This window comes from Gemmatimonadales bacterium (assembly GCA_030697825.1).
In the GTDB taxonomy this organism is placed as follows: Bacteria; Gemmatimonadota; Gemmatimonadetes; order Gemmatimonadales; family JACORV01; genus JACORV01.
Map to the genome: position 1 here is coordinate 68,621 of JAUYOW010000049.1, position 24,409 is coordinate 93,029.

21 protein-coding genes, 1 tRNA gene and 1 pseudogene are annotated in these 24,409 nt (G+C 70.2%); all 23 read right to left on the reverse strand.

Annotated elements, in window-relative coordinates:
* Position 1 precedes the first annotated feature (1 nt).
* The 23 genes and pseudogenes from Q8Q85_02335 to bamA all read right to left on the reverse strand — a co-directional run bounded on the left by Q8Q85_02335 (position 2) and on the right by bamA (position 24,400).
* Complete coding sequence (locus Q8Q85_02335) at positions 2–1,003, reverse strand: NAD(P)H-dependent glycerol-3-phosphate dehydrogenase (protein MDP3773084.1); 1,002 nt, start codon at positions 1,001–1,003, stop codon at positions 2–4.
* Complete coding sequence (plsY, locus tag Q8Q85_02340) at positions 1,000–1,605, reverse strand: glycerol-3-phosphate 1-O-acyltransferase PlsY (GenBank protein ID MDP3773085.1); 606 nt, start codon at positions 1,603–1,605, stop codon at positions 1,000–1,002. Before plsY ends, Q8Q85_02335 begins: the two co-directional genes overlap by 4 nt.
* Entirely contained in the window at positions 1,602–2,930 is a 1,329-nt protein-coding gene (gene der / locus Q8Q85_02345) for a ribosome biogenesis GTPase Der (GenBank protein MDP3773086.1), read from the reverse strand. The genes plsY and der overlap by 4 nt, the downstream gene beginning before the upstream one ends.
* Positions 2,927–4,204 carry a DUF512 domain-containing protein gene (locus Q8Q85_02350; protein ID MDP3773087.1) on the reverse strand — a complete coding sequence of 426 codons (1,278 nt, stop codon included), beginning with the start codon at positions 4,202–4,204 and terminating at the stop codon, positions 2,927–2,929. Before Q8Q85_02350 ends, der begins: the two co-directional genes overlap by 4 nt.
* Positions 4,205–4,267: 63 nt before the next feature.
* A tRNA-Gly gene (locus Q8Q85_02355) sits at positions 4,268–4,339 on the reverse strand.
* Between the two features lie 45 nt (positions 4,340–4,384).
* Entirely contained in the window at positions 4,385–5,827 is a 1,443-nt protein-coding gene (locus Q8Q85_02360; protein ID MDP3773088.1) for a tetratricopeptide repeat protein, read from the reverse strand.
* A 104-nt stretch (positions 5,828–5,931) separates the two neighbouring features.
* Positions 5,932–7,098, reverse strand: a complete 1,167-nt coding sequence (locus tag Q8Q85_02365; protein MDP3773089.1) for a threonine synthase — start codon at positions 7,096–7,098, stop codon at positions 5,932–5,934.
* Between the two features lie 47 nt (positions 7,099–7,145).
* A complete protein-coding gene (gene uvrC, locus Q8Q85_02370) occupies positions 7,146–8,954 on the reverse strand; it encodes an excinuclease ABC subunit UvrC (protein ID MDP3773090.1) in 1,809 nt (602 codons plus the stop codon).
* Entirely contained in the window at positions 8,947–10,512 is a 1,566-nt protein-coding gene (gene murJ, locus Q8Q85_02375; protein ID MDP3773091.1) for a murein biosynthesis integral membrane protein MurJ, read from the reverse strand. The genes uvrC and murJ overlap by 8 nt, the downstream gene beginning before the upstream one ends.
* 2 nt (positions 10,513–10,514) lie before the next feature.
* On the reverse strand, positions 10,515–10,805 hold the full coding sequence (locus Q8Q85_02380; protein MDP3773092.1) for a hypothetical protein: 291 nt from the start codon (positions 10,803–10,805) through the stop codon (positions 10,515–10,517).
* Positions 10,806–10,814: 9 nt separating this feature from the next.
* Positions 10,815–12,368 (reverse strand): bacillithiol biosynthesis cysteine-adding enzyme BshC, encoded by a 1,554-nt coding sequence (gene bshC / locus Q8Q85_02385; GenBank protein MDP3773093.1) that lies wholly within the window; start codon positions 12,366–12,368, stop codon positions 10,815–10,817.
* Entirely contained in the window at positions 12,365–13,084 is a 720-nt protein-coding gene (locus Q8Q85_02390) for a methyltransferase domain-containing protein (GenBank protein MDP3773094.1), read from the reverse strand. Before Q8Q85_02390 ends, bshC begins: the two co-directional genes overlap by 4 nt.
* The gene (gene amrA / locus Q8Q85_02395) at positions 13,081–13,719 is read right to left on the reverse strand and encodes an AmmeMemoRadiSam system protein A (protein ID MDP3773095.1); all 639 of its coding nucleotides are present in this window, start codon (positions 13,717–13,719) and stop codon (positions 13,081–13,083) included. Before amrA ends, Q8Q85_02390 begins: the two co-directional genes overlap by 4 nt.
* Positions 13,682–14,977, reverse strand: a complete 1,296-nt coding sequence (locus Q8Q85_02400; protein MDP3773096.1) for a Glu/Leu/Phe/Val dehydrogenase — start codon at positions 14,975–14,977, stop codon at positions 13,682–13,684. Before Q8Q85_02400 ends, amrA begins: the two co-directional genes overlap by 38 nt.
* Positions 14,974–16,053 carry a tetraacyldisaccharide 4'-kinase gene (locus Q8Q85_02405; GenBank protein ID MDP3773097.1) on the reverse strand — a complete coding sequence of 360 codons (1,080 nt, stop codon included), beginning with the start codon at positions 16,051–16,053 and terminating at the stop codon, positions 14,974–14,976. The genes Q8Q85_02400 and Q8Q85_02405 overlap by 4 nt, the downstream gene beginning before the upstream one ends.
* Complete coding sequence (lpxB, locus tag Q8Q85_02410) at positions 16,050–17,165, reverse strand: lipid-A-disaccharide synthase (protein ID MDP3773098.1); 1,116 nt, start codon at positions 17,163–17,165, stop codon at positions 16,050–16,052. Before lpxB ends, Q8Q85_02405 begins: the two co-directional genes overlap by 4 nt.
* Positions 17,162–18,142 (reverse strand): Gfo/Idh/MocA family oxidoreductase, encoded by a 981-nt coding sequence (locus Q8Q85_02415; GenBank protein MDP3773099.1) that lies wholly within the window; start codon positions 18,140–18,142, stop codon positions 17,162–17,164. The genes lpxB and Q8Q85_02415 overlap by 4 nt, the downstream gene beginning before the upstream one ends.
* Positions 18,139–18,909: an acyl-ACP--UDP-N-acetylglucosamine O-acyltransferase gene (lpxA, locus tag Q8Q85_02420; protein ID MDP3773100.1), complete on the reverse strand. Its 771-nt coding sequence runs from the start codon at positions 18,907–18,909 to the stop codon at positions 18,139–18,141. The genes Q8Q85_02415 and lpxA overlap by 4 nt, the downstream gene beginning before the upstream one ends.
* Before the next feature lie 16 nt (positions 18,910–18,925).
* Positions 18,926–19,360, reverse strand: a complete 435-nt coding sequence (gene fabZ / locus Q8Q85_02425; protein ID MDP3773101.1) for a 3-hydroxyacyl-ACP dehydratase FabZ — start codon at positions 19,358–19,360, stop codon at positions 18,926–18,928.
* A gap of 42 nt (positions 19,361–19,402) precedes the next feature.
* Positions 19,403–20,227: pseudogene (lpxC, locus tag Q8Q85_02430) on the reverse strand (UDP-3-O-acyl-N-acetylglucosamine deacetylase).
* The gene (gene lpxD, locus Q8Q85_02435; GenBank protein MDP3773102.1) at positions 20,205–21,242 is read right to left on the reverse strand and encodes a UDP-3-O-(3-hydroxymyristoyl)glucosamine N-acyltransferase; all 1,038 of its coding nucleotides are present in this window, start codon (positions 21,240–21,242) and stop codon (positions 20,205–20,207) included. The pseudogene lpxC and the gene lpxD overlap by 23 nt, the downstream one beginning before the upstream one ends.
* 23 nt (positions 21,243–21,265) lie before the next feature.
* Positions 21,266–21,955 carry an OmpH family outer membrane protein gene (locus Q8Q85_02440; protein MDP3773103.1) on the reverse strand — a complete coding sequence of 230 codons (690 nt, stop codon included), beginning with the start codon at positions 21,953–21,955 and terminating at the stop codon, positions 21,266–21,268.
* A gap of 18 nt (positions 21,956–21,973) precedes the next feature.
* Positions 21,974–24,400 (reverse strand): outer membrane protein assembly factor BamA, encoded by a 2,427-nt coding sequence (gene bamA / locus Q8Q85_02445; GenBank protein ID MDP3773104.1) that lies wholly within the window; start codon positions 24,398–24,400, stop codon positions 21,974–21,976.
* Between the last annotated feature and the right edge of the window lie 9 nt (positions 24,401–24,409).

The window sequence follows — 24,409 nt, forward strand, 5'->3', positions numbered from 1 at the left end:
CCTAGCCCCAGGTCTCGCTCTTAGGGGCGCGCTCCATCAGGTCGCTGATCGCCAGCTTCGGCGGCTTGCCGTCGAAGAGCACGTGCGAGACCTCGCGCGCGATCGGCAACTCGACTCCCACCCGTTCGCCGAGCGCTACGGCGGCCCGCGCGGTACCGACCCCCTCGGCCACCGAGAGGCGCTTCGCCAGGATCTCTTCGAGCGTCCTTCCCTTCCCCAGCTCGACTCCCAGGCTCCGGTTGCGCGAGAGCAGTCCGGTCGCCGTGAGGACCAGGTCGCCCAGTCCGGCGAGGCCCGCGAAGGTCATCGGGCGCGCGCCCATCGCCACGCCCAGGCGGGTGATCTCGGCCAGCCCTCGGGTGACCAGGGCGGCGCGGGCGTTGTTCCCGAGGCCGAGACCTTCGAGGATCCCCGCCGCGATGGCGACCACGTTCTTGAGTGCGCCCCCCAGCTCCACACCGACCACGTCGTCGTTGGTGTAGATGCGGAAGTGCGGTGCGCTCAAAACGCGCTGCGCTCGCACCGCCGCCTCGGCCGAGGTGCCCGCCACGGCCGCCGCGGTAGGCTGCCGTTCGTAGACCTCGCGCGCGAAGGTCGGGCCGGAGAGGGCAGCCACCGGCGTGCCGGCGGGAAGCACTTCGCCCAGCACTTCCGTCATGCGCATCAGGCCCTTCGACTCGAGCCCCTTCGAAACGCTGATCACGAGCGTCCCCGGCGTCAGGCTGTTCGCGGCCTCCGTCATCACGCTGCGCACCGCGTGCGACGGCGCCGCGGATATGACCGTCTCGGCGTCACGCACGGCCGACGCGAGGTCGGTGGTCGCACGGAGCGCCGCATGGAGCGGCGCCTCGGGAAGGAACAGGTCGTTGCGGTGCCGGCGGTTGATCTCGTCGGCGACCTCGGGCTCGTACGCCCAGACGGTCACCTGCCCGCCGTTGGCGGCGAGCGTGTCGGCAAGCGCGGTCCCCCAGCTGCCCGCGCCCACGACCGCGATGCGTGTCATTGCGATGCGGCCTTGCGGCGCCCGAAACGCGCCTCGGTCCCGGAGCGCAGGCGCCCGATGTTGGCGCGGTGCGTGTAGACGACGAAGACGCAGACAGCGATGGATCCCCAGAGCAGCTCAGACCTGCCCGGATAGAGCAGTGGCACGCTGGCGGCGAAGGCCATGGCTGCGATCATCGAGCCGAGGGAGACGTAGCCGCTGAGGTACACGACGCCTGCCCAGACCAGCGCGCCGACGCCCAGCGAGCCGGGCGCGAGCGCGAGGAAAACGCCCGCCGCCGTTGCGACTCCCTTCCCTCCCTTGAACCGGACGAACGGGGAGAAGACGTGCCCCAGTACCGCGGCTACGCCGATCGCGTACGGCCACCACTCCGCTCCGCCGGCCGCGCGCCCCGCGAGGAGGACCGGCACCGTTCCCTTCGCGACGTCGAAGAACCCTACCGGCACGGCCGCCTTCCACCCGAGCAGGCGGTAGAGGTTCGTCGCGCCGAGGTTCCTGCTGCCGAACTCGCGCAGGTCCACACCTCCCGCGAGCTTCGCCACGACCAACGAGGTCGGAATCGAACCCGCGAGGTACGCGAGCAGGAGCCAGACCGCTATCATCCGTGCGCTCTCGAGCGCCGGCGGCCGGTGAAGCGTAGGCGGATCGGCGCGCCGAGGAAGCCGAAGTGCTCCCGGAAACCGTTGAGGATGAAACGGCGATACTGGTCCGGGATCTCGTCCGGGCGGCTGCTCACGATCGCGAACGTCGGAGGCTCGGTTCCTATCTGCGAGCCGTACAAGAGCTTCACCTCGGAGCCGCCCGCCTGCGGCGGCTGCCGCCGGGCGACCAGCTCGCGCAGCACGCGGTTGACCTCGGCGGTCTGGATCCGCTGGCGGCGCGCGTCGGCGGCCTGCACTACGGCTTCCAGCACCTTCTGCGCCCGCATGCCCGTCAGGGCCGAGAGGTAGATGAACGGCACGTCGTCGAGGAACGGCGCCCGTTCGGTCGCGACCTTGCGGCCGGCATCGGCGGTGTTCTGGTCCTTCTCGACGAGGTCCCACTTGTTCACGGCGAAGACCAGCCCGGTCCCCGCCTCCCACGCCTGCGCGGCGATCTTGATGTCCATCGTGTGGAGCCCGCTCGACGCATCCACCACGATGACGCAGACGTCGGCGCGCTCGATGGCGCGCTGGGCCCGCAGCAGGGCGTAGAACTCGACCGCCTCGTCGATCTTGCCGCGACGCCTGAGACCGGCGGTGTCCACGAAGTTGAGGACGCGCCCGTTGTAGCGCATCGGCGTGTCGATGGCGTCGCGCGTAGTTCCCGGCTGGTCGGCGACGATGAGCCGCTCCTCGCCGAGCAGACGGTTCACGAGGCTCGACTTCCCGACGTTGGGGCGCCCGATGACGGCGACGGCGATCTCGTCCTCCGCCGCGGGCGGCGGCGCCGGCGGCAGCGCCTCGACGATGATGTCGAGGAGGTCACCCGTTCCCTTCCCCGTCGCGGCCGACACGGGGAACGGATCACCGATCCCCAGCTCGTAGAACCCCAGGTGCCGCTGCTCGCCGGCCAGCTCGTCCGCCTTGTTCACGACCAGGACCACCGGCTTGCCGCGAGAACGCACGTACTCGGCGATCTCCTGATCACCCGGCGTGGGGCCGGTCTCCACGTCCACCAGGAAGAGGACGACGTCGGCGGAGTCCACCGCGAGCCCGACCTGGTCGCGTATGGCCGCGTCCATCGGCTCGTCGGAGGAGGGGAGCAGCCCGCCGGTGTCCACCAGCCAGAAGCCGCGGCCGTTCCACTCAGCCTTGCCGAAGTGGCGGTCGCGGGTCGAGCCGGGACGGTCATCCACGATGGCCGTGCGCCCGCCCACGAGCCGATTGAACAGCGTGGACTTCCCGACGTTGGGGCGGCCGATGACGGCGACCGTTGCGGCTCTCATCGTGCCGGCACTCCCGCCAAGGCATCCGTGAAGTGGTACGAGAGCAGCACCGGCATCGGGGCCGTGCCGGCTATCGCATCGAGAGGGACATCGTCCACGAACAATCCGTCCTCGTTCACGGACTCCGCCGGCAGCAAGGCCAGGGCGCAATCGACCCGGCCCGCGAGCGCGCGGCGGAAATCCTCGCCCCCCAGCAATCCCGCCGTCGAGACCGTAGGGCCGAAGTAGGTGTTCTCCAGCACGGCGAGCTCGAACTTCGCACCCGTCGCCTGCTCGAGCGCAGGAAGGATGGACGGCATGAGGGTGCCCATCGCCGCGCCGGTGCACACCAGCACGCGCTGCCCGGTCAGGTCCGGCAGCGCGCCGGTTTCCGCCGCGATGAGTCCCTCCAGATAGCGCACGGCCCCGACCCCGTTCTCCACCTGCGGGAATCCGTCGTAGGACTCGGCGGGCGGGAACGGCATCCCGGCGAGCATGTACAGCTCGTCCGAGCCATACACCCATCCCTCTCCCCTCTCCCCTCTCCCCTTCCTCTCCCAGCTACGCAACACTTCTATGGCGGCCCGGCCCTCTGCCTCGGCGGGGCTCCGCACCAGCCCGTTCCTCGAGAACGCCGTCAGCGCGACCGGCACGATGGACACCGTGAGGATGGCATCGCCCATCGCGTAGAGATCTCGAAGCGATCGCTCGAGCACCGGCCCGTCGTTGGCGCCGGGGACCAGCACGATCTGGGCATGGAACTGGATGCCGCCCGCGGCGAACATCGCGAGCTGCTCGAGGATGGCGGGAGCCTTCGGATTGCGCAGCAGCAGCCGCCTGACCTCGGCGTCGGTGGAATGCACCGACACGTACAGCGGCGAGAGCCGGTACTCCATGATTCGCCGCACGTCCTTGTCCCTCAGGTTCGACAGCGTCGCGAAGTTCCCGTGCCGGAACGAGAGGCGGTAGTCGTCGTCGCGGACGAAGAGCGTCTTGCGCGCACTCTCGGGGTTGCCGTCCACGAAGCAGAAGTCGCAGCGGTTGGCGCAACGGCGGATCTTGGGCGGTTCGAGCGTGACGCCGAGGGGAAGCCCTTCGGGGCGCTCGATGTCGAACTCTATCTCCTCACCGGCCGCCGAGCGGGTGCGGAGCAGGAAGGCCTCGTCGGCGGCTAGGAACTCCCAGTCGAGGAAGTCCACCAGCTCGCGGCCGTTGATGGCCAGCAGCTCGTCGCCCGGCCCGAGACCGAGCTCGGACGCCAGCGAGTCTGGAGCGACGGATGAAACGCGCAGCACGGCAGGACCACCGCTAGCGCGCGCGGGGGTCGGCCCCTGAAGGGCCGGCCCCCGGCGTCGAGGAGCGGGCGATGGGAGTCGAACCCACGACGTCCAGCTTGGGAAGCTGGCATTCTACCGCTGAATTACGCCCGCGTGCGAGGCGGAATGTAGGACCGCTCCGCCCCGTGTCAAGCATCGTCAATTGGTCCTGTACCGGTAGGCGAGGATGCCCCGCCCGCTTGCGATGATGTTGAAATCATACTGGTTCCCCGGCTGCCCCAGCGCAGAGAGATCGGGGATCTCGACGTTCTCGTGCGCGATCACCGCGCCGGTGCTGTCCACGAACTCCAGGACGAACACGAACGCGCGCTGCTGGCGGGACTGGAGGTTCTGGATGACGCCCCGGAGCGTCGCGGTGCTGTCGCGCGGCTCGAAGCGCTGCACCGAGATCTCCCACGGCAACGAATCCTGGCGCTGCAGCTGACGCAGCGTCGAGTCCGCGTAGGCATTGTAGATGCGGCGGAACCTGGCGGCGGAGGTATCGCGCCGCGCGCGCAGGATCGAGTCCTGGGTGCGGGCCCCCGCGCCGACCCTCTGATACGCCGCCGCGAGGAGACGAATCGAGCTGCGATTCATCGAATCCACGGCGACCAGCCGTTTCGCCGCGGGCAGGGCCCGCGCCGTGTCGTTCCCCGCGACGTAGGTGTTCGCCAGGTTGAAGAGCGCATCGCGGTGGAGCGGGTTCTTCTGAAGCCCCAGTTGGAACGCCTGCGCCGCGATCTGATACCGGTTCTGCCGGAAAAGCGCCACTCCGGTCTCGAACAGCTCGAACGAGCCGAGCGAATCGGGGTGGGCCAGGATCGAGTCGTAGATCGCGGCCGCCTCCTCGGTCCGGCTGAGGCTCGACAGCACCGACGCCAGGCTGGTCAGCGCCTCCATGTCACGTGGCTTCCGGCGCAGGTATTCCCGATACGCCGAGTCCGCCGCCGCGAACCGATTGGCCAGGTGCAGAAGCCGCGCCGCGTTGAAGAGCGAGGTGGTCCGCAGCCCGTCGCGACGCGGGTCATCCCCGGCGGCCGCGGCCCTGCGGTAGTAGGCCACCGCGCTGTCCGTGGCGTCCTGCTGCGAGAAGATGCTGGCCATGTTCGCGAAGCTGTTGGGCTCCGACCGATAGATGACGTGCGCACGCCGGAGCAGCGCCAGCGCCGAGTCGTAGTGCTGCCCCTGGATCTGCTCTACCGCGAGGTTCTGGATGGGCACGTACTCGTTGCGTCGGAGCCGGTCGACGGCGCGCCGGCAGTCCGCGTCACCCAGTGCCTCGACCTTGCGGAACGACGAGTCGGCGCCGGGAAGGTCGTGCTTGGCGAGGTAGGTCTGGCCGAAGAAGTACCAGAGGGTCAACTGATCCGCGTTGCCCGCCTGGGCTGCTTCCGTCAGCACCCGCATCGAGTTGGCGAGGTGCCGCTGGCGATCGTCCTCGAAACGGGTGCGCTGCACCTGATCCAGGTACTGCTGGGCTCCGTTCAGCCGGAAATTGCTTCGATAGTTCAAACGGCATTGGGGCTGCGGCGCGGCCTGTTGGGCCGCGGCCGGGCCTGCCACGAGACCGAGCGCCAAGGCTGGCACCATGAGCCGAAGCATGCGCGAAAACATCCTTGTTATCTCCCCCTCACGTCCGTAACAAGGGCGGTAGTCCGGCTCTCACCGGCGCCGCCGAAGTGCAATAATCTCCACAAGTTAACGCATTACGTCAACAGGTTACTTGAAGTCCTACCGTAAAGCACACCGGCGCCCGTGTTGACCACCACGATTCGCTCATCCGGTGCAATCTTACCCCGTTCAACCAGTACTTGAGCCGCCGCGACCGCCGCTCCGCCCTCCGGGCACGCATCGACCCCCTCGAGGGTGGAAAGCCGGTTCGCAGCGGCCACTAGGGCGGCGTCGGACACCGCGACCGCCCCACCCCTGCTCTCGCGGAGCGCTCGAAGCATCAGGGCCCCGCCAAGCGGATCCGGAACCCGCAGCCCGCTCGCCACCGTTTCGGGGTTCGGCCAAGGCTCGCACTGGTTATCCCCCCGCTCGAACGCCGTGACCACGGGGGCGCAGCCGGTGGCCTGGACGGAGAAGAGCCGGGGCATGGGCCCCTCCACCCAGCCGGCGTCTAGCAGCTCACCGAAGACCTTCCACATGCCGATGAGGCCGGTGCCGCCGCCGGTCGGGTAGATGATGGCTCCGGGCAGTGTCCATCCCAGCTGCTCAGCGATCTCCAGACCGAGAGTCTTCTTCCCCTCGATCCGGTAGGGTTCCCTCAGCGTCGATAGATCCATGGCCTGCGTTTGGGCCGCGTGGGCCCGCGCCAGTTTGCCGCAGTCTCCGATGTGACCGTCGATGGTTTCGAGGTCGGCCCCATACGCGGCGATCTGCCCGAGGAGTGGCGCGGGTGTCGTGCGTGGGGCGTACACCTTTACCGCGGCGCCCGCGCGCGCCCCGTAGGCAGCCGCGGCGACGCCGGCGTTTCCAGCCGTGGGTAGAACGAACCTGGTCACCCCGGCCAGTACCGCCCGCGTGATCGCCGCCGCGAGGCCGCGCGCCTTGAACGAGCCGGTCGGATTGACGGCCTCGTCTTTCACCCACAGGTCCTCGATGCCGATGGCGCCGCCGAGCCTCCTGGCGCGCAGCAGCGGTGTCCCGCCTTCGCCGAGCGAGATCGGCGCCTCATCGCCGACCAGCGGGAGGAACTCCCGGTAGCGCCACATGGTGCGCGCCCGCGCCGGCAGCGCCTCACGCGCCGCGGCGGGAATGCGTCGCGCGTACCGCACTAGATAGGGCGACCCGCAGTCGGGGCAGACCGTGGGAAGGCCGTCGGCGCCGACCACCCGCCGGCATCCTGAACATTCGAGTGACCAGTCCATGAGAGACACGTTATGGGTAATGGGTGATAGGTAATGGGGTGATGGGGTCAGTCTCCGAGGTGGACATTCTGGAGGATCCGCTCGGCCATCACCGCCGAAATGCCGGGCACCGTAGCCAGCTCTTCGACCGTCGCCGACTTCACGCCCTCGAGCGAACCGAATCGCTCCAGCAGGGCGCGCCGCCGGGTCGGGCCGACGCCGGGAATCTCGAGCAGCGCCGATGTGATGGTGCGCGCCGTCCCCCGTTTCCGATTGAAGGTGACGGCCACCCTATGCGCCTCGTCGCGGGCGCGCTGGAGCAATCGAAGCGAGGGGCTCCGCCGTGGCAGCCGCAGCGGATCGGGCCGGTCGGGCAGATAGATCTCCTCCTCCCGCTTTGCCAGGCCCACGAAGGGCAGCGGCGGGGCCGCAGCGCCGCGCGCCGCCGCGAGCGCGGCGTTCAACTGGCCGCGACCGCCGTCCACCACGAAGAGGTCGGGCAGGGGCTTGTCCTCGGCGAGGCGTCGCGTGAAGAAGCGCGTCACCATCTCCCCCATCGAGGCGAAGTCGTCCTGGCCCTCGACCGACTTGATCTTGTAGCTGCGATACTCGCTCCGCTTCGGGCGGCCGTTCTCGAACCACACGATGGAGCCGACGGTGTCCCTGCCCTGCGCCGTGCTGATGTCCGCGCAGACCAGGCTCCGCGGCACTGCCGCGAGTCCGAGATCCCGGCCCAGCGCGTAGACCGGGTCCTCGGCGCGCTCGGCGCCCTCGAAGGTCTCGAGGCGCAGCGTTTCGAGGAGGTGGATGGCGTTCTGCTCGGCGAGGTCAACGAGACGGCGGCCGAGTCCCCGCTGAGGCACGGCCAACCGCGCGTCGCCCAGCATCTCCCGGAGCGCCTCCTCGTCGGCGGGCGGGCACGGCAGCAGCACGCTGCGCGCGCGACGCGGCCTCGGCAGGTAGTAGCGCACTACGAAAGCCGTCAGGACCTCGGGCTCGGGCACGCCGTCGACGCCGACGAGGAACGTATGCTCCCGGCCGATCACCTTGCCATCGCGGACCCGCATCACGACCGCGCAAGCATCGTCCTCGTCCCGCGCGAGGGCGATCGCGTCGCAGTCGCCTCCGCCGACGCGCTCGACGGTCGGCGGCTCCTCGATCTGGTCGAGCCGCTTGAGCCCGTCGCGAAGCTCCGCGGCCAGCTCGAAATCCATCGCCCCCGAAGCCCGCCGCATCCGCCCGCGGAGCCGGTTGCGCACTTCGAGCGTTTTGCCCTCCAGGAACAGGAGTACATCCTGCACCATGCGGCGGTACGACTCCGCGCTCTCCCGGCCGACGCACGGCGCCCGGCACTTTCCGATGTGGTAGTCGAGACATGGCCGTTCGGGCGCGTCGCGCGGGAGGTCGTAGTGGCAGGAGCGCACCGTGAAGAGACGCCGGACCACGCGCAGCGTCTGCCGGAGCGCGCCCACGTCGGTGTACGGCCCGAAGTAACGCGCTCCGTCGTCCGCGGCGGCGCGGGTCACCAGGATACGCGGGAACGGCTCCTGCACCGTGACGGCGAGCCACGGGTACCGCTTGTCGTCGCGCAGGTTCACGTTGAACCGAGGGAGGTGCTCCTTGATGAGGTTGTTCTCGAGGAGCAGCGCCTGAGCCTCGCTCGGCACGACTATGGTCTCCACGCCGGCGATACGGCGCTGAAGGAGCGCGAGGCGAGGGTTGCCCGCCGCCTCGTCCCCGAAGTACCAGCGCGCGCGGGTCCGAAGGTTGTTGGCCTTTCCGACGTAGATGACGTTCCCTTCGGCATCCTTCCACAAGTAGACGCCTGGAGCGTCGGGCAGCGCGGCCAGTGAGCGCTGGAGCGACTCGTCAGGCACGGCGGAGCCCCCGGTCGAGGAGCGCCCGCGCGATGGGGATCCGGAGCGCCAGCGTTGCGGCGCCATACACCGCGGCGTAGGGCACCAGCCCCGCGACTGAGGCTGCGATCGGGCCCAGCGGACCAACGCCGCGCAGGATGCCCCACGCCGCGGCGGCAGCCGCGAGCGCCGCGAGCCAGAGCTTCGCCATGTACCACGGCTCGAACCGCGCCGCTCCGATGCGAGCCGCGAGCCGCCTGCGGAGCAGCAGGAACTCGACCCATCCCGCGAAGCCGGCCGTCGCCGTGAGACCTACGGCGCCCCAGCGCAGCTCGATGCCGAGTGCGCGTGGCAGGGGCACGGCGCAGGCGAATCCGAGGACCGTCGTGAGCGCGACACGCACGACGGCGAATCGGAGCGGAGTACGGGTGTCGCCCAGCGCGTAGAATGTGGACGACGACAGCCTGCTCATGGTCGAAGCCAGGAGTCCCACGGTGGAACCCGCGAGGATCGCCCACACGTAGCGGCTGTCGGCCGGCCCGAACTGTCCGGTCTGGAACACCGCGCCGGCCACGACGTCACCCAGGACCAGGAACGCCACGGCACACGGGACGATGAAGAACGCCAGCCGGTGGATGCCTGCCTCGAGCCGCGACCGGAGGATGGCATTCCGCTCCTCGTCGCTCCCCTGCGCCGCCGACATCGCCGGCAGCTCGGCCGCGGAGACCGACATTCCGAAGATGCTCACCGGCAGCGTATAGAGCAGTTGCGCGTTGGCGACGGCCGCCGCCGCGCCCGTCCCGAGCAGGCTCGCGATCACGCCGTCCACGTACGCGCTGATCTGATAGGCGCCGCGTCCCATGAGCGCCGGACCGAAGTTGGAGAGGACGGTGCGCACCTCCGGGCTCGTGGTGTCGGCCGAGAGGCGGAGCGAGCGGACCAGCCCGACGACGGACGGGAGCTGCACCAGTACCTGGAGGAAGCTGCCGGCGACCGCGCCCCAGGCGATGATGACGACGAGGTCGCGCTGTCCCTCGCGGCGTCCGGCGACGATGGCGGTGGCGATGATGACCGCGTTCCACACCACCGGCGCCGCGTAGGACAGGAAGAACTTCCCGTGACTGTTGAGAACGCCGAGGCACCACGCCGACATGACGAGGACGCCCGTAGCCGGGAAGAGGATCCTGACCAGCACGATCGTGAGGACCCGCTTGTCGCCGGTGAACCCAGGAGCGAGCAGATCCACCACCAGCGGCGTCGCGGCAACGCCCGCGAGCACGATGAGCGCCACCACGAAGCCGAGCAGGCCCGCCACGGCGCCCGCCACCTTCCCCGCCTCCTCGTCCCTCCCCTGGCCCACCAGCCGTGCGTAGACCGGGATGAAGGAGGCGGATAGCACGCCCTCACCGAAGAGGTTCTGGAGGAGGTTGGGAATGCGGAACGCCGCCGACAGTGCGTCGGCGGCGTCCGAGAGACCCAGGAAGTGGGAGAAGACCCGCTGCCGGACGAGACCGGCGATCCGGCTGAGGAGGATGCCGGCGCCGACGAGCGCCGCGGAGCGCCCCGTCGAGCGCGCCACTGTTACGAGCCGGGCTTGGGAAGGGACTTCGGAACGACCTGCCGGTTGGCCGGGTCTTCGATCAGCCGCTGGAGGAACTGCTGTTCTTCCTGGAGTTGGGCGACCTGGCGGTTCACGACCTCGAGCTCGGCCTCGAGCACGCCGACCTTCTCAGCCAGATCTCTGATGCCGACGTTGGGCGAGTCCACGTCGCCCCCGTGCCGGCGATCCACCCACGCCCGCACTACGGGCGAGTCGAGGACCACCGCGGTGAGCGGGATCATCAGCGCTACGAAGATGACGAGCCAGACCATCGGCGAAACCTAGGTCTGCCGGAAGGTGGCTTCAAGTAGCTGCCGCGCGTGGGTCCGCGCGCCGTCGCTGATCAGGTCCAGGACCGCCTTTCCGTGCCGGGAGAGATAGGAGGCCACCGTCACCACGCGTTCCTGGGGTTTTCCCTCCGGGAACAGCTGTTCCCGCGCCCGGGCGACCTGCTGGAGGACGGTCTTGTTCTGGCGCTTGAGGTGCGCGATGAGCTTCTTCTCGATCTCGTGGGTAGCGCCAAGCGCCTGGGTGCGCGCCGACTCGACCGTCTTCTCCAGGGTGCGGTCAATGGCTACCGCTTCGCCGAGGAGCGCGCCATAGCGCTCGCCCAACGCGCTGCGGAGCAAGGCGAGCGCGTCGGCCGCGGCGGAGGGCAACGCCTCGCGCGCGAGTGCCGCGGACAGCTCGCTCTCCGGACGGCCCAGGCTCTCGGCGGTCAGGTGATGGCGCTCGAGCACCTTGTCCACCTTGGCTTCGACCAGGAAGCCCGAAACGCGTGGGACGCGGGCCGGACGCGGCACCGCGAGGTGATCGAAGACGGGACGCGCCTGCGCCAGATAGGAGATCTCGGCCGGGCCACCGACGTACGCGACCGTCGGGAGAACGAACGCTTCGATCGCGGGCCGAAGCAGCACGTTGCCGGAGAGCCTGCCCGGCTCGGACGTGGCGACGGCCAAGACCTCGTCCACCGTGAAGGCTTCATGACCACGCCGCGTCACGAACCGGCCGGCACCATCGATCTTGAGCCGGTCGCGTCCGAGGCGGGTCTCGAGCATCAGCAGGCTCATCCCGTCGCCGACCTGGACCGGAGTCTCCCGGCCCGCTGCGCGCAGGCGCTCTGCTTCAGCCCCGAGCTCGCGGTCGAGCGACGCGGCGGCTTTGAGCGCCGCCATGAAAGCCGGCCTGGCCGCGGCCTTGAGTGCGGGGTGCCAGCCCCGGCACACGACGACGCCAAAGGGACCGAGCAACTCGGCGAGTGCGTTGGCGCACGCCTCCGCCAGCGAGTGTCCGGCCTGGTAGGCGCGCGCCAGCCACGAAATCGTCTCGGCCCGGAACTCGCTGGGCGGAAGCAGAGACTCGAGTTGTCCGAGCGCCGCCGTTCCCTCGGGGCCCACCATCTCCCGGTACGCCGGCAGCATGGGCGCATCAGCCGCGCGTTCCCTCAAGACGACGCGCGACGCGTGTCCGTCGGCGCCGAGCACGTCGCAGTGGTTGATCTCGGCAAAGTCGTGATCGTCGCCGGCCACCCAGAATACCGGCACGAATGGTGCGCCGTGCACCTCCGTCAGCGCCGACGCGAGCGCCGCAACAGTGAGCGCCTTGTGGACGGCGAAGAGCGGGCCGGTGAACAGCCCCGCCTGCTGCCCGGTCGTCACCGCCAGGGCTCGGCCTTCGGTGAGCAGGCCGAGCGACTCCTTCGCCCGCCCCTCGGCGAGGAGCGCCGGAAACGCCTCGGACGGAACGCGCCGCACCTTCTGGGCGGCGATGGCCCCGGCGAGGTCGCCCTCGCCGGGCGCGGTCGCGCCGGCCCCAAGTGCAAAGCGCAGCGTCACGGGCGGCGCGCCACCAGCAGGAGCCGGGGGCTGAACGGAGAGTAGGGCGAGCCGAGGTAGTCCCCGAGCGCCGCCTCCGGCATGAGGCCGGCTCCGGCAAGCATGGTCTCGAGATCCGACCGTTCGTACAATCGCACCCGCTCCACGAAACTCCGTCCTTCGCCGCCCAGGTGGATGGTCTTGGTGACGAAGCGCCCGTCGTCGCTCAGCCGGCGCTCCTGCACGACGACGGTGGCCCCCGAGGTGCGCTCGTCGCGCGGCACGAGCGAAGCTCGCAGGGCCGTCGCGTTCAGGAAGTCGAGCACGAACCCGCCACCGGGACGCAACACCCTCGCCACTTCCTGGAGGACGCGCTCGTGGTCGCGGTCCTCGTCGAAATAGCCGAAGCTCGTGAAGAGGTTGAGCACCACGTCGAAAGTCTCGTCCCGCAGCGCCAGAGCGCGGATGTCCCCGCGCAGGAGCGGACCCGGGTCTCGCCGGCGGGCGGCGCGCAGCAGCGGCATGGAGAGGTCGAGCCCGACCACCTCCGCACCGCGCCGCCGGAGCGCCTCGGCGTGCCGGCCCGCGCCGCACGCCAGATCCAGCACCCGGTCTCCCGCCCGGACGAACCGCCGATCCCACAGCAGGGCGACCAGTTGGTCCGCCTCCTCATCGTCACGATGGCGGTAGAGGTGCAGGTACTCCTCTCCGAACCAGCGCTCGAACCATTCCGTCACTGGGCGTCCCGCTCCGCGATCACCTGGGCCCGGAACGTCAGGATCTCGGTCCCGGCGTCGCGCCATGATACGGCGGCCAGCCCCGCCTTGCGACACACCCCGTCGAGCAACTCGACCCGGCCCCATCCCATCTCGGGCGCCACCTGCGGCAGGAGGACGCCCAGCCGCCCCGCGCGGCGGACGATCACCCCGTCGCGCCCCGGGACCACCTCATCCGGCCGGGTGGGCAGCGGAGGCGTCAGGACGGTTACCTCCACCGTGAGCCCCTCCAACTCGCCCGCCCCGAGCGGCGGGAACCGCGGGTCGTCTCTAGCGGCCGCGACCGCCATTCGGCCGGTCGCCTCTCTGATGGACAGGTCGTTCTCGATGTGGCCGATGCAGCCGCGGAGCGCTCCGGCGCGGTGCAACGTGACGAACGCGCCTGCGAGCGCCATCAACTCCGGGTGGTCGGGCGGTCGTGGCAGCGCTCCGCCTCGCGCCCAGGCGTGCACGGTGTCCCGGGCGAATGCGTGCAGTTGCGCCGCTGCCTCGACGCCCAACAGCTCCGCGCGCTCGAACGCGGAGCCGTCCGCGCCGGTCGGTTTCCTCCGCGGCGCCTCAGGCGTAAAGGCCGCGCAGCCGGTGCACCGCGGCAACGCGGTCTATGGCCAGCGTGTATGCCGCGATGCGCATGTTGACGTTGTAACGCTTCGACACGCCCAGCACGTTCTCGAAGCTTCTCACCATGATCTCGTTGAGCCGGCTGTTGACGGTCTCCTCGGACCAGAAGTAACCCCCGCGGTTCTGGACCCACTCGAAGTAGCTGACCGTGACGCCCCCCGCGTTCGCCAGGATGTCCGGAATGACGAAGATCCCCTTGCGGTCGAGGATCTCGTCGGCCCCCGCGGCGGTGGGGCCGTTGGCGCCCTCGATGATGACCTTGGCCTTGATGTCAGCGGCGTTGCGCGACGTTATCACGTTTTCGAGGGCCGCCGGCACGAGCACGTCGCAATCGAGCGCCAGCAGCTCCTCGTTCGTGATGCCTTCGGCCTTCGGGTAGCCGGTGAGGTAGCGGTGCGACTGCCGCCACGCCATCACGTCATGCACGTCGAGTCCCTTGGGATCGTAGACGCCGCCCGCGACGTCGCTGACGCCGACTATGGTGCAGCCCTCCTTCTGCAGGAGGTCCGCCGTGACCGACCCCACGTTCCCGAACCCCTGCACCGCCACGCGCGCGCCCTTCAACTGCATCCCCTGGTGCTTCAGCGCCTCGCGCGTGCAGATCATGCACCCTCGGCCCGTCGCCTCGCGGCGGCCCTGCGAGCCTCCCATTTCTATGGGCTTGCCGGTGACCACGGCCGTGACGGTGTGCCGCTTGTGCATCGAGTAGGTGTCCATCACCCACGCCATCACCCGCTCGTTGGTGTTCACGTCGGGCGCGGGGACGTCGGAGTCGGGGCCGAGCGTCTCGATGATGCCGGAGGTGTAGCGCCGGGTGAGCTTCTCCAGCTCTCTCTCGGACATCGTCGTCGGGTCGCAGATCACGCCCCCCTTGGAGCCGCCGAAGGGGATGTTCACGACCGCGCACTTCCACGTCATCCACGCGGCGAGGGCCTTCACCTCCTCCAGCGTGACGGCGAGGTCGAAGCGGATCCCGCCCTTGGCCGGCCCGCGCGACGTGTTGTACAGCACCCGATATCCCGTGAACACTTCGACGTCGCCGGAGTCCATGCTCACGGGGATCGAAATGATTATCTGCTTCTCGGGGTTGCGAAGGACCTTGTAGAGCCCCGCGTCGAGATTCAGGAGCTCCGCCGCGTAGTCGAACCGCGACATCATCGCTTCGAAGGGGTTCTCGTCGGCGAGGAAGGTGTCCTTGTCGCGACGGATGAGGCGCTGTCTGGTGTCGGTCATGAGTCTCTCGAGGGCGGACGAACCGCCCCGGGGTCGAGTATGGTCGGCGTCGCTGCCGCGACGCGATCCAGCATGGCTGCGAACGCGTCGCCGCCGGACGTTATCCGAACCGCGACCGCGGCGACCCGGAGCTGCGGGCCGTCTGGCGGCCAGAGCGGGCCGAGCTTCACGGCGTCCTTCGCGGTGGTCAACACGAGCGCCCCGCCCGCCCTCCGAGCGATCTCCCGGACGTCCGCCCCATCGTACGCATGATGGTCCCCGAACGCCATGAGGCGCACCTTCGCGCCCAACCGAGCCAGCTGGGCGGCGAACAGTTCCGGCTCGCCGATTCCGCAGACCGCCAAGACTTCGCGGCCGGCGATCAGGTCCGGGCCTTGCAGCTCACCGCCGGTGAGCGATCTGAACCCGCCTACCGCCAGCTCGACGGTCGCGCCCTGTCCGCCACGGGTGCGCCGGGCCAGCCGTGCCGCCAGAGCGACCGCCTCGGCGGCGGAGGCTGTCTTGTGGCTCACGACCACGGCGTCCGCGCGGGCGAGTGCGCCCAGTCCCTCGCGCCACGGGCCGGCGGGAAGCGGCCAGTGTCGCTCCGCGGCCGATTCCGCGCTCACCACGGCTAGCATCACGTCCGTCAGGACGTCGCGCCGCTGAAGGCAGTCGTCGAACACCAGGACATCCGCGCCCAGCGCGGTCGCGCGCGCGCCTGCCGCGTGCCTGTCGGGGTCGGCGACGACGACCGCCAAGGGGACCGCCGCTTGGTGTTCCCGCGTCTCGTCCGCACCGTAGCCGCGAAGAATGATGCCGGGTCTCAGTCCGCGCCGCACCACTTCGGCGGCGACGAACGAGGCGATCGGTGTCTTCCCCACTCCCCCGACGACGAGGTTCCCCACCCCGACCGCCGGCCGCGGGAGCCGCGACACTCGCATCGCGCCGACGTCATAGGCGGTGTTCCGCGCGAGCACGCCGAGACGGTAGAGGCCGGCCGCCGGGAGTAACGCCCCGCGGGTCAGCGCCGCCATCGGCGACCGCGATCGCCACACCCACCGCGCCACCAGGCCCCAGTCAATGCCGCCGCTCACGCCGCGAGCAGATCGCGCGCCAGCAGGGCGGCGCGTCCCGCGGCCCCCGGGCCGCCCAGCAGGCGGCGTACTTCCGCCAGGCCATCCAGCTGCTCCGACCGCTCCGGCGAGGCTCCGGCCAGCAGCGGCAGCACCGCCTTGGCGAGGTTGGAAGCCGTCACCTGGCCCTGCACGAACTCCGGGGCGATCTGGCGCCCGGCCACCAGGTTCACCAAGCCGATCCACCGGACGCGCACCAGCCGTCTCGCCATGAGATACGTGAGTGGGTTCATGCGGTACGCCACCACCAGGGGCGTGTCCGCCAACGCCGCCTCGAGCGTCGTCGTACCCGACTTGCAGAGCGCGGCGTCAGCCGCGGCGAAGCACTCGGGCGCGCGGCCGCTCACCACGCGCACTTCGCCCGGATGCGGATACTCGGCGCCCGGGACCGCCGCCACGAGGACCTGTAGGTCGGGGCGCAGCCGCGCCACGGCACTCGCCGCGTCGCGGAACACGGGCCAGAGGCGCAAAGTCTCCTGCGGGCGGCTGCCTGGAAAGAGCCCGAGCACCTGCCGATCGGGATCCAGGCCCAAGGCCCGTTTGACCGCGCCGCGATCGCCTGGGGCCGGGCGATCGAGCAGCGGATGGCCCACGAACGTGGCCGGCACGCCGCGCTCGCCGAAGAACTTCTCCTCGAAGGGAAGGATCACCGCCAGCCGCGTCACGTCGCGCGCGATCAGCCGCATCCGCTTCTCGCCCCAGGCCCAGAGCTGCGGCGCGATGTAGTACAGCACCGGCACCCCGGCGCGGTGCGCGGCCGCGGCCACCCTGAGGTGGAACCCGGGGTAGTCCACGAGCACGATGAGCCGCACGTCACCGCGGGCCAGCCGCCGCTCGATCGCCTTCAGCAGCCGGAAGTGGGCCGGCACTTTGCTGAGCACCTCGACGAGCCCGATCACCGTGAGGTCCTCGATGCGGGCCATGAGGGTGGCGCCCGCCGCCGCGAGGCCCGGCCCGCCCACGCCCTCCACCGCAAGGTCCGGCAGGAGTCCGCGCAGCGCGCTGACGAACGCCGCCGCGTGGGCGTCGCCTGAGGGCTCCCCCGCCGAGACGAACACGGTGCCGGCGCTCACGCCGGGACCGCCACTCGGCCCATGGCCTCGATCACGCGGAACGCCAGCCGCAGTGCCTCGAGTCCGTCCCGCCCGGACACCACGACCGGCTCCAGCCCGCGCGCCGCGCGCACGAAGTTCTGGAGCTCCAGCCCGAGTGGCTCCCCATCCGGCGCCTCCAGAGGCACGCGCTCGACCACCGTGGCGAGGTCCGGTACGGGGTCGTTCGCCAGCGCCGTCGCCGCGTCCGCGCGCCGGCGCAGGAACTCCCCCGTGCCCGCCGCGAGGTCAAGGGAGAGGTACCCGGTGGATTGGAAGATCCTGAGCTTGCGAAGCCGTTCCCTCGCCAGCCGGCTCGCCGTCAGGTTGGCGACCGCTCCCGACGCGAACTCGATTCGCGCCGTCGCGATGTCCACGTGCGGCGTGATCACGCCGATGCCGGACGCGCGCACGTCCACGACCGGCTCGCGCACCAGCGCCAGGATCAAGTCGAGGTCGTGTATCATGAGGTCCAGGATGACGGCGACGTCGCTGCCGCGCACGCCGAACGGGGCAATGCGATCCGACTCGATGAACCGGGGCGACGCGAGGTGCGGGGCGGCGGCGCGCACCGCGCGGTTGAAGCGCTCGACGTGGCCGGTCTGGAGCAGCACGCCGGCCGCCTCAGCCGCCGCCACGAGCTCCTCAGCCTCCACGATCGCGCCCGCGAGAGGCTTCTCCATCAGCACGTGCCGGCCCGTGGCGATCGCCGCCATGCCGACGGCGTGGTGCGCCGGCGTGGGCACGACGACCGACACCGCCTCGACGTCCTCGAGCAGAGCCTCTAAGGATGGATACGCGGTGGTGCCGAACTGCGCGGCGACCTGGGTCACGCGCTCCGGCCGGGAGTCGTGTACCCCGACGAGGCGGACGTCCGCCATGCCCGCGTAGAGCCGCGCGTGATGGAAGCCGAGACTCCCCACCCCGACGACACCCACCCTGATGGGCGAACCGCTCAAACCAGCACCCCGCGCTCGCTGCCCTCGATGAACCGGATGAACGTCTCCACTTCGGGGAACGACGCGAGGTCGGTCCGCGCGCGCGCCTGCGCCTGGCTGATGTTCAGGTCGGACCGGAAGAAGAGGCGGTAGGCCTTCTTCAACTCGTCCAGGGTCTCGCGAGTGAACCCGTTGCGCTGGAGCCCGATGGCGTTGAGGCCGTAGAGCTTGATGGGGTTGCCGTCGGCCTTGCAGTACGGCGGCACGTCCTTCGTCACCTTCGCCATGCCTCCCACGAACGCGAACGTGCCGACGCGCACGAACTGGTGTACCCCCGTCATCCCGCCGATGATGGCCCGCGAGTCGATCGTGACGTGGCCCGCCAGCCCTACCCCGTTCGAGAGGATCACGCCGTCCCCCACGTGGCAGTCGTGAGCGAGATGCGCGTACGTCATGACGAGGCACCCCTTCCCGACCGACGTCCTTCCCGACTGCGCGGTACCGCGGTTGAGGGTGGCGTACTCGCGGATGACCGTGCCGTCGCCGACCTCGACCCAGGTCTCCTCGCCCTGGTACTTCAGGTCCTGCGGGTCGCCCCCCAGGATCGAGCCGGCGCCCACCCGACAGCCGGCGCCCAGCCTCACGTTGCGCTCCAGGATCACGCGGGGGCCGATGAACGTCCCGGCGCCGACCGTGACCTTGGGCCCGACGATGGCGTACGGCCCGATCTCCACCTCCTCGCCCAACTCCGCGTCGGGGGCGACGATCGCCGTGGGATGCACCTTCACCGCGGACCCGCCGTACTCACCGGTCCACGAAGGCCGCCATCATCTCGGCCTCCGCGACCACGTTGCCGTCCACGTACGCCACGCCCTTCATCCGGCAGGTCCGGCCGCGGAACTGCAGCATCTCGAGCTCGCAGCGTAGCTGGTCGCCCGGGACCACCGGCCGCCGGAACTTCACGTGGTCGAGCGACATGAAGTACACGACCTTGTTCTTGTGGTCGTCCGGCCCGATGTATTGCATCAGCAGCATGCCGCCGACCTGCGCCATCGCCTCTATCACGAGGACGCCCGGCATCACCGGATGACCCGGGAAGTGTCCCTGGAAGAACGGCTCGTTGATCGAGACGTTCTTGATCCCGACGATCCGCTTCTTGTCCTCGATCTCGACGATGCGGTCCACGAGCAGGAATGGGTAGCGATGTGGGATGACGTTGAGGATGTCGCCGATGTCCATGACGATGCCCGAGGTGCGGGTGGCGCGCAGGCGGATCGCCCGCCCCAGCGCGACGTTGCCACGGTGGCTGGGGCGCGTCGCCACGACGTGGGCCTTGAGCCGGCCGCCGAGCAGGGCGAGATCGCCGAGCAGGTCGGCCGTCTTGTGGCGGACGAACTCGTCAGGCCACAAGAGCGCCGTCCCGACGACCGCGCGCTCGTCCAGCACGATCGCGTTGGTGAGCGAAGCCCCCGAGATGAGTCCCTTGGCGCGGAGCGCCTCCACCTCGCTCATAAAGCCGAAGGTGCGCGCCGGGGCCAGCTCCCGCGCGAACGTCTCGGCCGTGATGTCGTAGCTCCCGGTCTGACGCCCGATCAGCGGGTGCGGGAACTCTATCGTGGCGGAGAGACGCAGCGAAGGCGACGGGCCCACCAGGTACGACGATTCCCCCTCGGCGACCGAGAACGGCTCGCGCACCGTGAACTCCCGGGCCTCGCCGCCATGCTCCGCCGGCTCCGCTACCTCGAGCGCCGCCAGGAACGGGGCGAACGAGCCGTCGAGGATCGGTGGCTCGGGGCCGGTGATCTCGACCAGCAGGTCGTCGATCTCCAGCGCGGCCACCGCCGCGAGCAGGTGCTCGACCGTGTGGACTTCCGCACCGTTGCCGGCGAGGGTAGTGCGCCGCTCGACCGCGGTGACGCTCGACAGGCGGGCCGGTATGTTCGGCGCGCCGTCCAGGTCCACGCGCCGGAACGTGACTCCCTCCCCGGGCTCAGCCGCGCGGAAAGTGACGCGCGTCTCCGCACCCGTGTGCATCCCCACGCCCGAGAGGGACGCGGTTCCACGGACGGAGCGCCGCGCAGGACTACCCGGCTGTGCGACCGGCACGCTCGAGCATCTCCTCCAGTTCGTCCACGATCCCGGCCAGACGGTAGAGCGCCGCGTACGCGCGCATCGATTCCCGGTGCGGCCTCGCCGGGAAGCCCGACACCATCAGCCCGGGGGCTACGTCGCGAAGTACGCCTGACTGCGCCCCGATCCGCGCCGCCTTTCCCACCGTGAGGTGGCCCCCCAACCCCGCCTGTCCCGCGATGATGACGTCGTCCTCGACGTGGCACGAGCCCGCCAGGCCCACCTGCGCCATGATCAGGCACCGCGCCCCGATCCGGCAATTGTGGCCGACCTGCACCAGGTTGTCGATCTTGGTGCCCGGGCCGATCACCGTATCGTCCACGCTGCCGCGGTCCACCGTGGAATTGGCCCCGATCTCCACGTCGTCGCCGATGATGCAGCGCCCCACCTGGGGGATCTTGGTATGACCCGCCTTGCCCGGGATATAGCCGAACCCGTCCGCTCCCAGGCAAACGCCGGCGTGGAGGATCACCCGTGAGCCGACGACCGTACCGGGGTAGCAGACGACGTGGGGATGGATGGTGACGTCGTCGCCCACCGCGACGCCGGGACCGATCACGGCACCCGCCATAACCTCGACCCGGTCTCCCAGCCGCGCCCCGGGGCCGACGACCACGTGCGGTCCGAGGAAGACGTCGCGCCCGAGGATCACGCCCTCGCCCACGGTCGCCGTCGGGTCAACCCCGAAGCGTCGCGGCGCCTCGGGGTATAGGGCCCTCACCACCCGGAGCAGGGCGCGATGGGGGTCGTCCACCACGATCCGGGTAGCGGGCCCCGGCTGGGCGGTCTCGTGCTCACGGGTACAGAGCACCAGGCCCGCGCGGGAGGTGTGAAAGGCGGGCAGGTACCGGCCCGCGGACAGGAACGACAGGTCCTTGGGGCCGGCTCGGTCGAGCGGGGCCACCGCGGTCACCAGCACCGCACCGTCGCCGACGAGGGCGCCGCCCACCAGGGTGGCGACCTCGGCGGCCGACAGGGGGGCGGCGGTCACGCTGCGACCCCGGGCCGGAACTTCTACGGGCGGCGCGGCCGGAGAGGTGCGGCCGGTCGCGTGGCGGTGTCGGGGCGCTGCTGAGGCCGTCCCGCCGCGGAGTCCGGCCGTACTCCGAACGGAGGCGCCGGCGAGGGCTGGAGCGCCCCGCCCGGCGCCTGGCCGGCACCGGCCTGGAGCCGCTGGATCACCAGCTGGGAGATGTCCAGCGACTGGTCCGCCGTGACCAGCGCCCCGGCCTGGGCCGACGCGTCGAAGATCATCGAGTAGTTGAACTCGGCCCGGATCCCCTCGATCACGGCATTGACCCGCCGCATGATCGGCGCGGTCAACTCCTGCTCGCGAGTGCTTGCCTGCTGCTCCAGCTCCGACGCCCGCTGGCGGGTCCGCTGCTCCATCTGCCTCAGCTCACCCTCTATCCTCGCCTTCGCCGCCGGCGTCATCACCAGCGAAGTGCGGTTGTACTCCGCCACCGACGAATCGAGCTGCTGCTGCATCCGAGCCACTTCGGTGCGGAAGGTCACCATCTCCCGGGTGAACAGCGACTCCGCCGCCGCCCGGCCGGGCGTGTTGGCCAGGATGAGCTGGGAGTTGATGTAGGCGAGCCGCAACGGTTGGCCCTGTGGCGGTGCAGGGGTCCGCTCTGCCGCGGGTGCGGCGGCGAGCCCCGCGAGCAGCACCACGACGATCGCCGCCCCGGTCAAGCGAGCCATGTGTCTCTCCTCAAAGTGTTAGAAGAAGTTGCCGATCTTGAAGTGGAGTTTCCAGGCCGGACGTGGATTGCCGGCCCGGTCGGTCCGGTCGAAGCCGTAGGCGTAGTCCAGCCCCAGCGGGCCGAGGGGGGTGATCATCGCCACGCCTACCCCGGCGCCACGGAAGAGCCGCGTCGGGTTGAATCCCGCCGCGCTCGCCCAGACGTTGCCCGCGTCGTAGAAGACGGAGGCGTAGATCTGCTGGCTGAACCGCGCTCCGAACTCGGCCGTCGTCGTGAAATACGAGTGGCCGAACGCGCCGCGCGGCACGCCGGAGAGGCCCGCGCCGGGGTTGAACCCCTCGGGTGTCACCGAGAACTCGTCGTAGCCGCGGAGCTGGATCCCGTACTGCGTCCCGCCCAGCGCGTACAGCTGCCGGAAGAACGGGCCTGCGTCCCCGAAGACGAACCCGGACCTGGTAGTGAGGCCGAGCACGAACTGCACGCCGCTCCCCACCGGCCCGCCGCCCAGGTGCCCCGCGGGCGCGTACCAGCGTCCCTCGAAGTCGTACTTCTGGAACGTCGCCGACCCACCCAGCACGCCGCCCGTCAGGTTGGCCCCGACCGAGTGCATCGAGCCCCCGGTGGCGAATGGCAGGCCGATCCGGGTGTCCCGGAGGAATGACAGGCCGACCGTGGAGCGCACGCAGTTGGCGCAGCGGAAGGAGCCGGTGAGCCCGCGCGAGGCGCCCGAATACGACTCGAACTCGATCGCGTACGACGAGAACACTCTGCTGTACCGGCTGCGGGGCAGCGGGAATCCCAGCTGGACCGAAGCGCCGCGCGTCCTGATGCGGCCGAGGTCCGCGATGGTGTAGCGGATGCGGGTGTTGTGTACTCCGAAGGTGCCCGAGATGCGGCTCCCGTAGAGGGCGGGATCGGTGTAGCTCAGGTCAAAGTCGCTGATGTTCCGGCCGAACTGCCACTGGAGCTTGCCGCGCTTCCCCTGCCCGAAGAGGTTCGGCTCGTCCAGGCCGAGGAAACCGCCGACTCCGGTGCCCTGCCCCACCGACGCGCCGAAGTTCACGTTGCCGGTGTGCCGCTCCTCGACGCGGAAAACGAGGTCGATGTCGCCCTGATCGTTGGCGGGCCGCGTGTCCGGGAACGGCAAGGGCTGCGCGAAGAAGCCGAGGTTGGAGATGTTCTGGTACGACCGCAGCACGCGGTCCTGCGCGAACACGTCTCCGGGAAGGATGGCGATGGCCTCGCGGATCACCCGCTCGTAGGTGACGTCGTTGCCGAGGATGTCCACCCGGTTGATGATCGCGGGCCGCCCCTCCTGGATCTGCCAGGTCAGGTTGACCTGGGGAGTCGCGGCCGAATCCGCCGGCTCGACGCGCTCCACTCGCGGCCGCACGTCGGCGTAGATGTAGCCGGCGTTGGCGTACTGGGTGCGCAATTTCTGGGTGGCATCTTCCCAGGCCGTCTGGTCGAAGGCGTGCACCGTCGAATCCGGGCAATGGCGGAGCATGCAGCCCAGCCCGCCGCCCGGGCGCGGGTCGAAGGGATTGAGCGTGATAACCTGGTCGGTGGAGAAGAACCGGTTGCCGTCCACCGTGACGCGTCCCACCCGGTACGACCGCCCCTCGTCCACCGTGACGACCAGGGTGGCCTTGCCGTTGTCGTGGTCCACGAGCAGCGTGTCGCGCAGCACGCGGAAATCGATGTAGCCGCGCTCGCCGTAGAACTCCGGGAGGCGCCGCTCGAGGTCCTCCCGCAGCTGGTCCTCAGCGTACTCCCCGCGCCGGAACCACCAGAAACCCTCCGGCCGGGTCTTCATGGGCGCCACCACCTCGGCGGCCGTGAAGTCGTGGTTGCCTTCGATTCGGATGGCGGCGATCGCGACGCGCCGGCCCTCGGTGATGTCGAAGACGAGGCGAACGTGATCGCTGTCCTGCGGCACGATCGTCGGGCGGACCTCCGCCAGGTAGTAGCCCTCGGTCTCGTAGAGCGAGTCGATCCGGAACCTGGCCCGCTCCACCAGCACCGGGTCGAGCGGGCGATTGTTGGGGACCTCGATCCGTTCCCGCACCGCCCGCTCCGAGAGCTTCTCCACGCCGCGCACCGCGGTGCGCACCAGCAGCGGCCGCTCGTGCACGCTGATGACCACGATCTCCTCGCCGGCCGCTCCGGTGTAGCGGTGGAACTGCACGTCGTCGAACTGGGCCAGCGCGAATACCGCGCGCAGGGCGCGCTGGATGTCGCGATAGCCGATGGGGGTACGGACCGGGATCCCGGCGACGTTGAGGATGGTCTCGGCGGTGGTGCGCCGGTTCCCGACGACCTCCAGCGAGTCCACGATGGCGGCCGTCGAGTCCGGCCCTTGGGCCGCCAGCGGCGACGGCCCCGCCACCGCGCCCCAGAGCGCGACCGCCAGGGCGGCCGCGACGATCGTACCTCGCGTCACGGGCGGCCG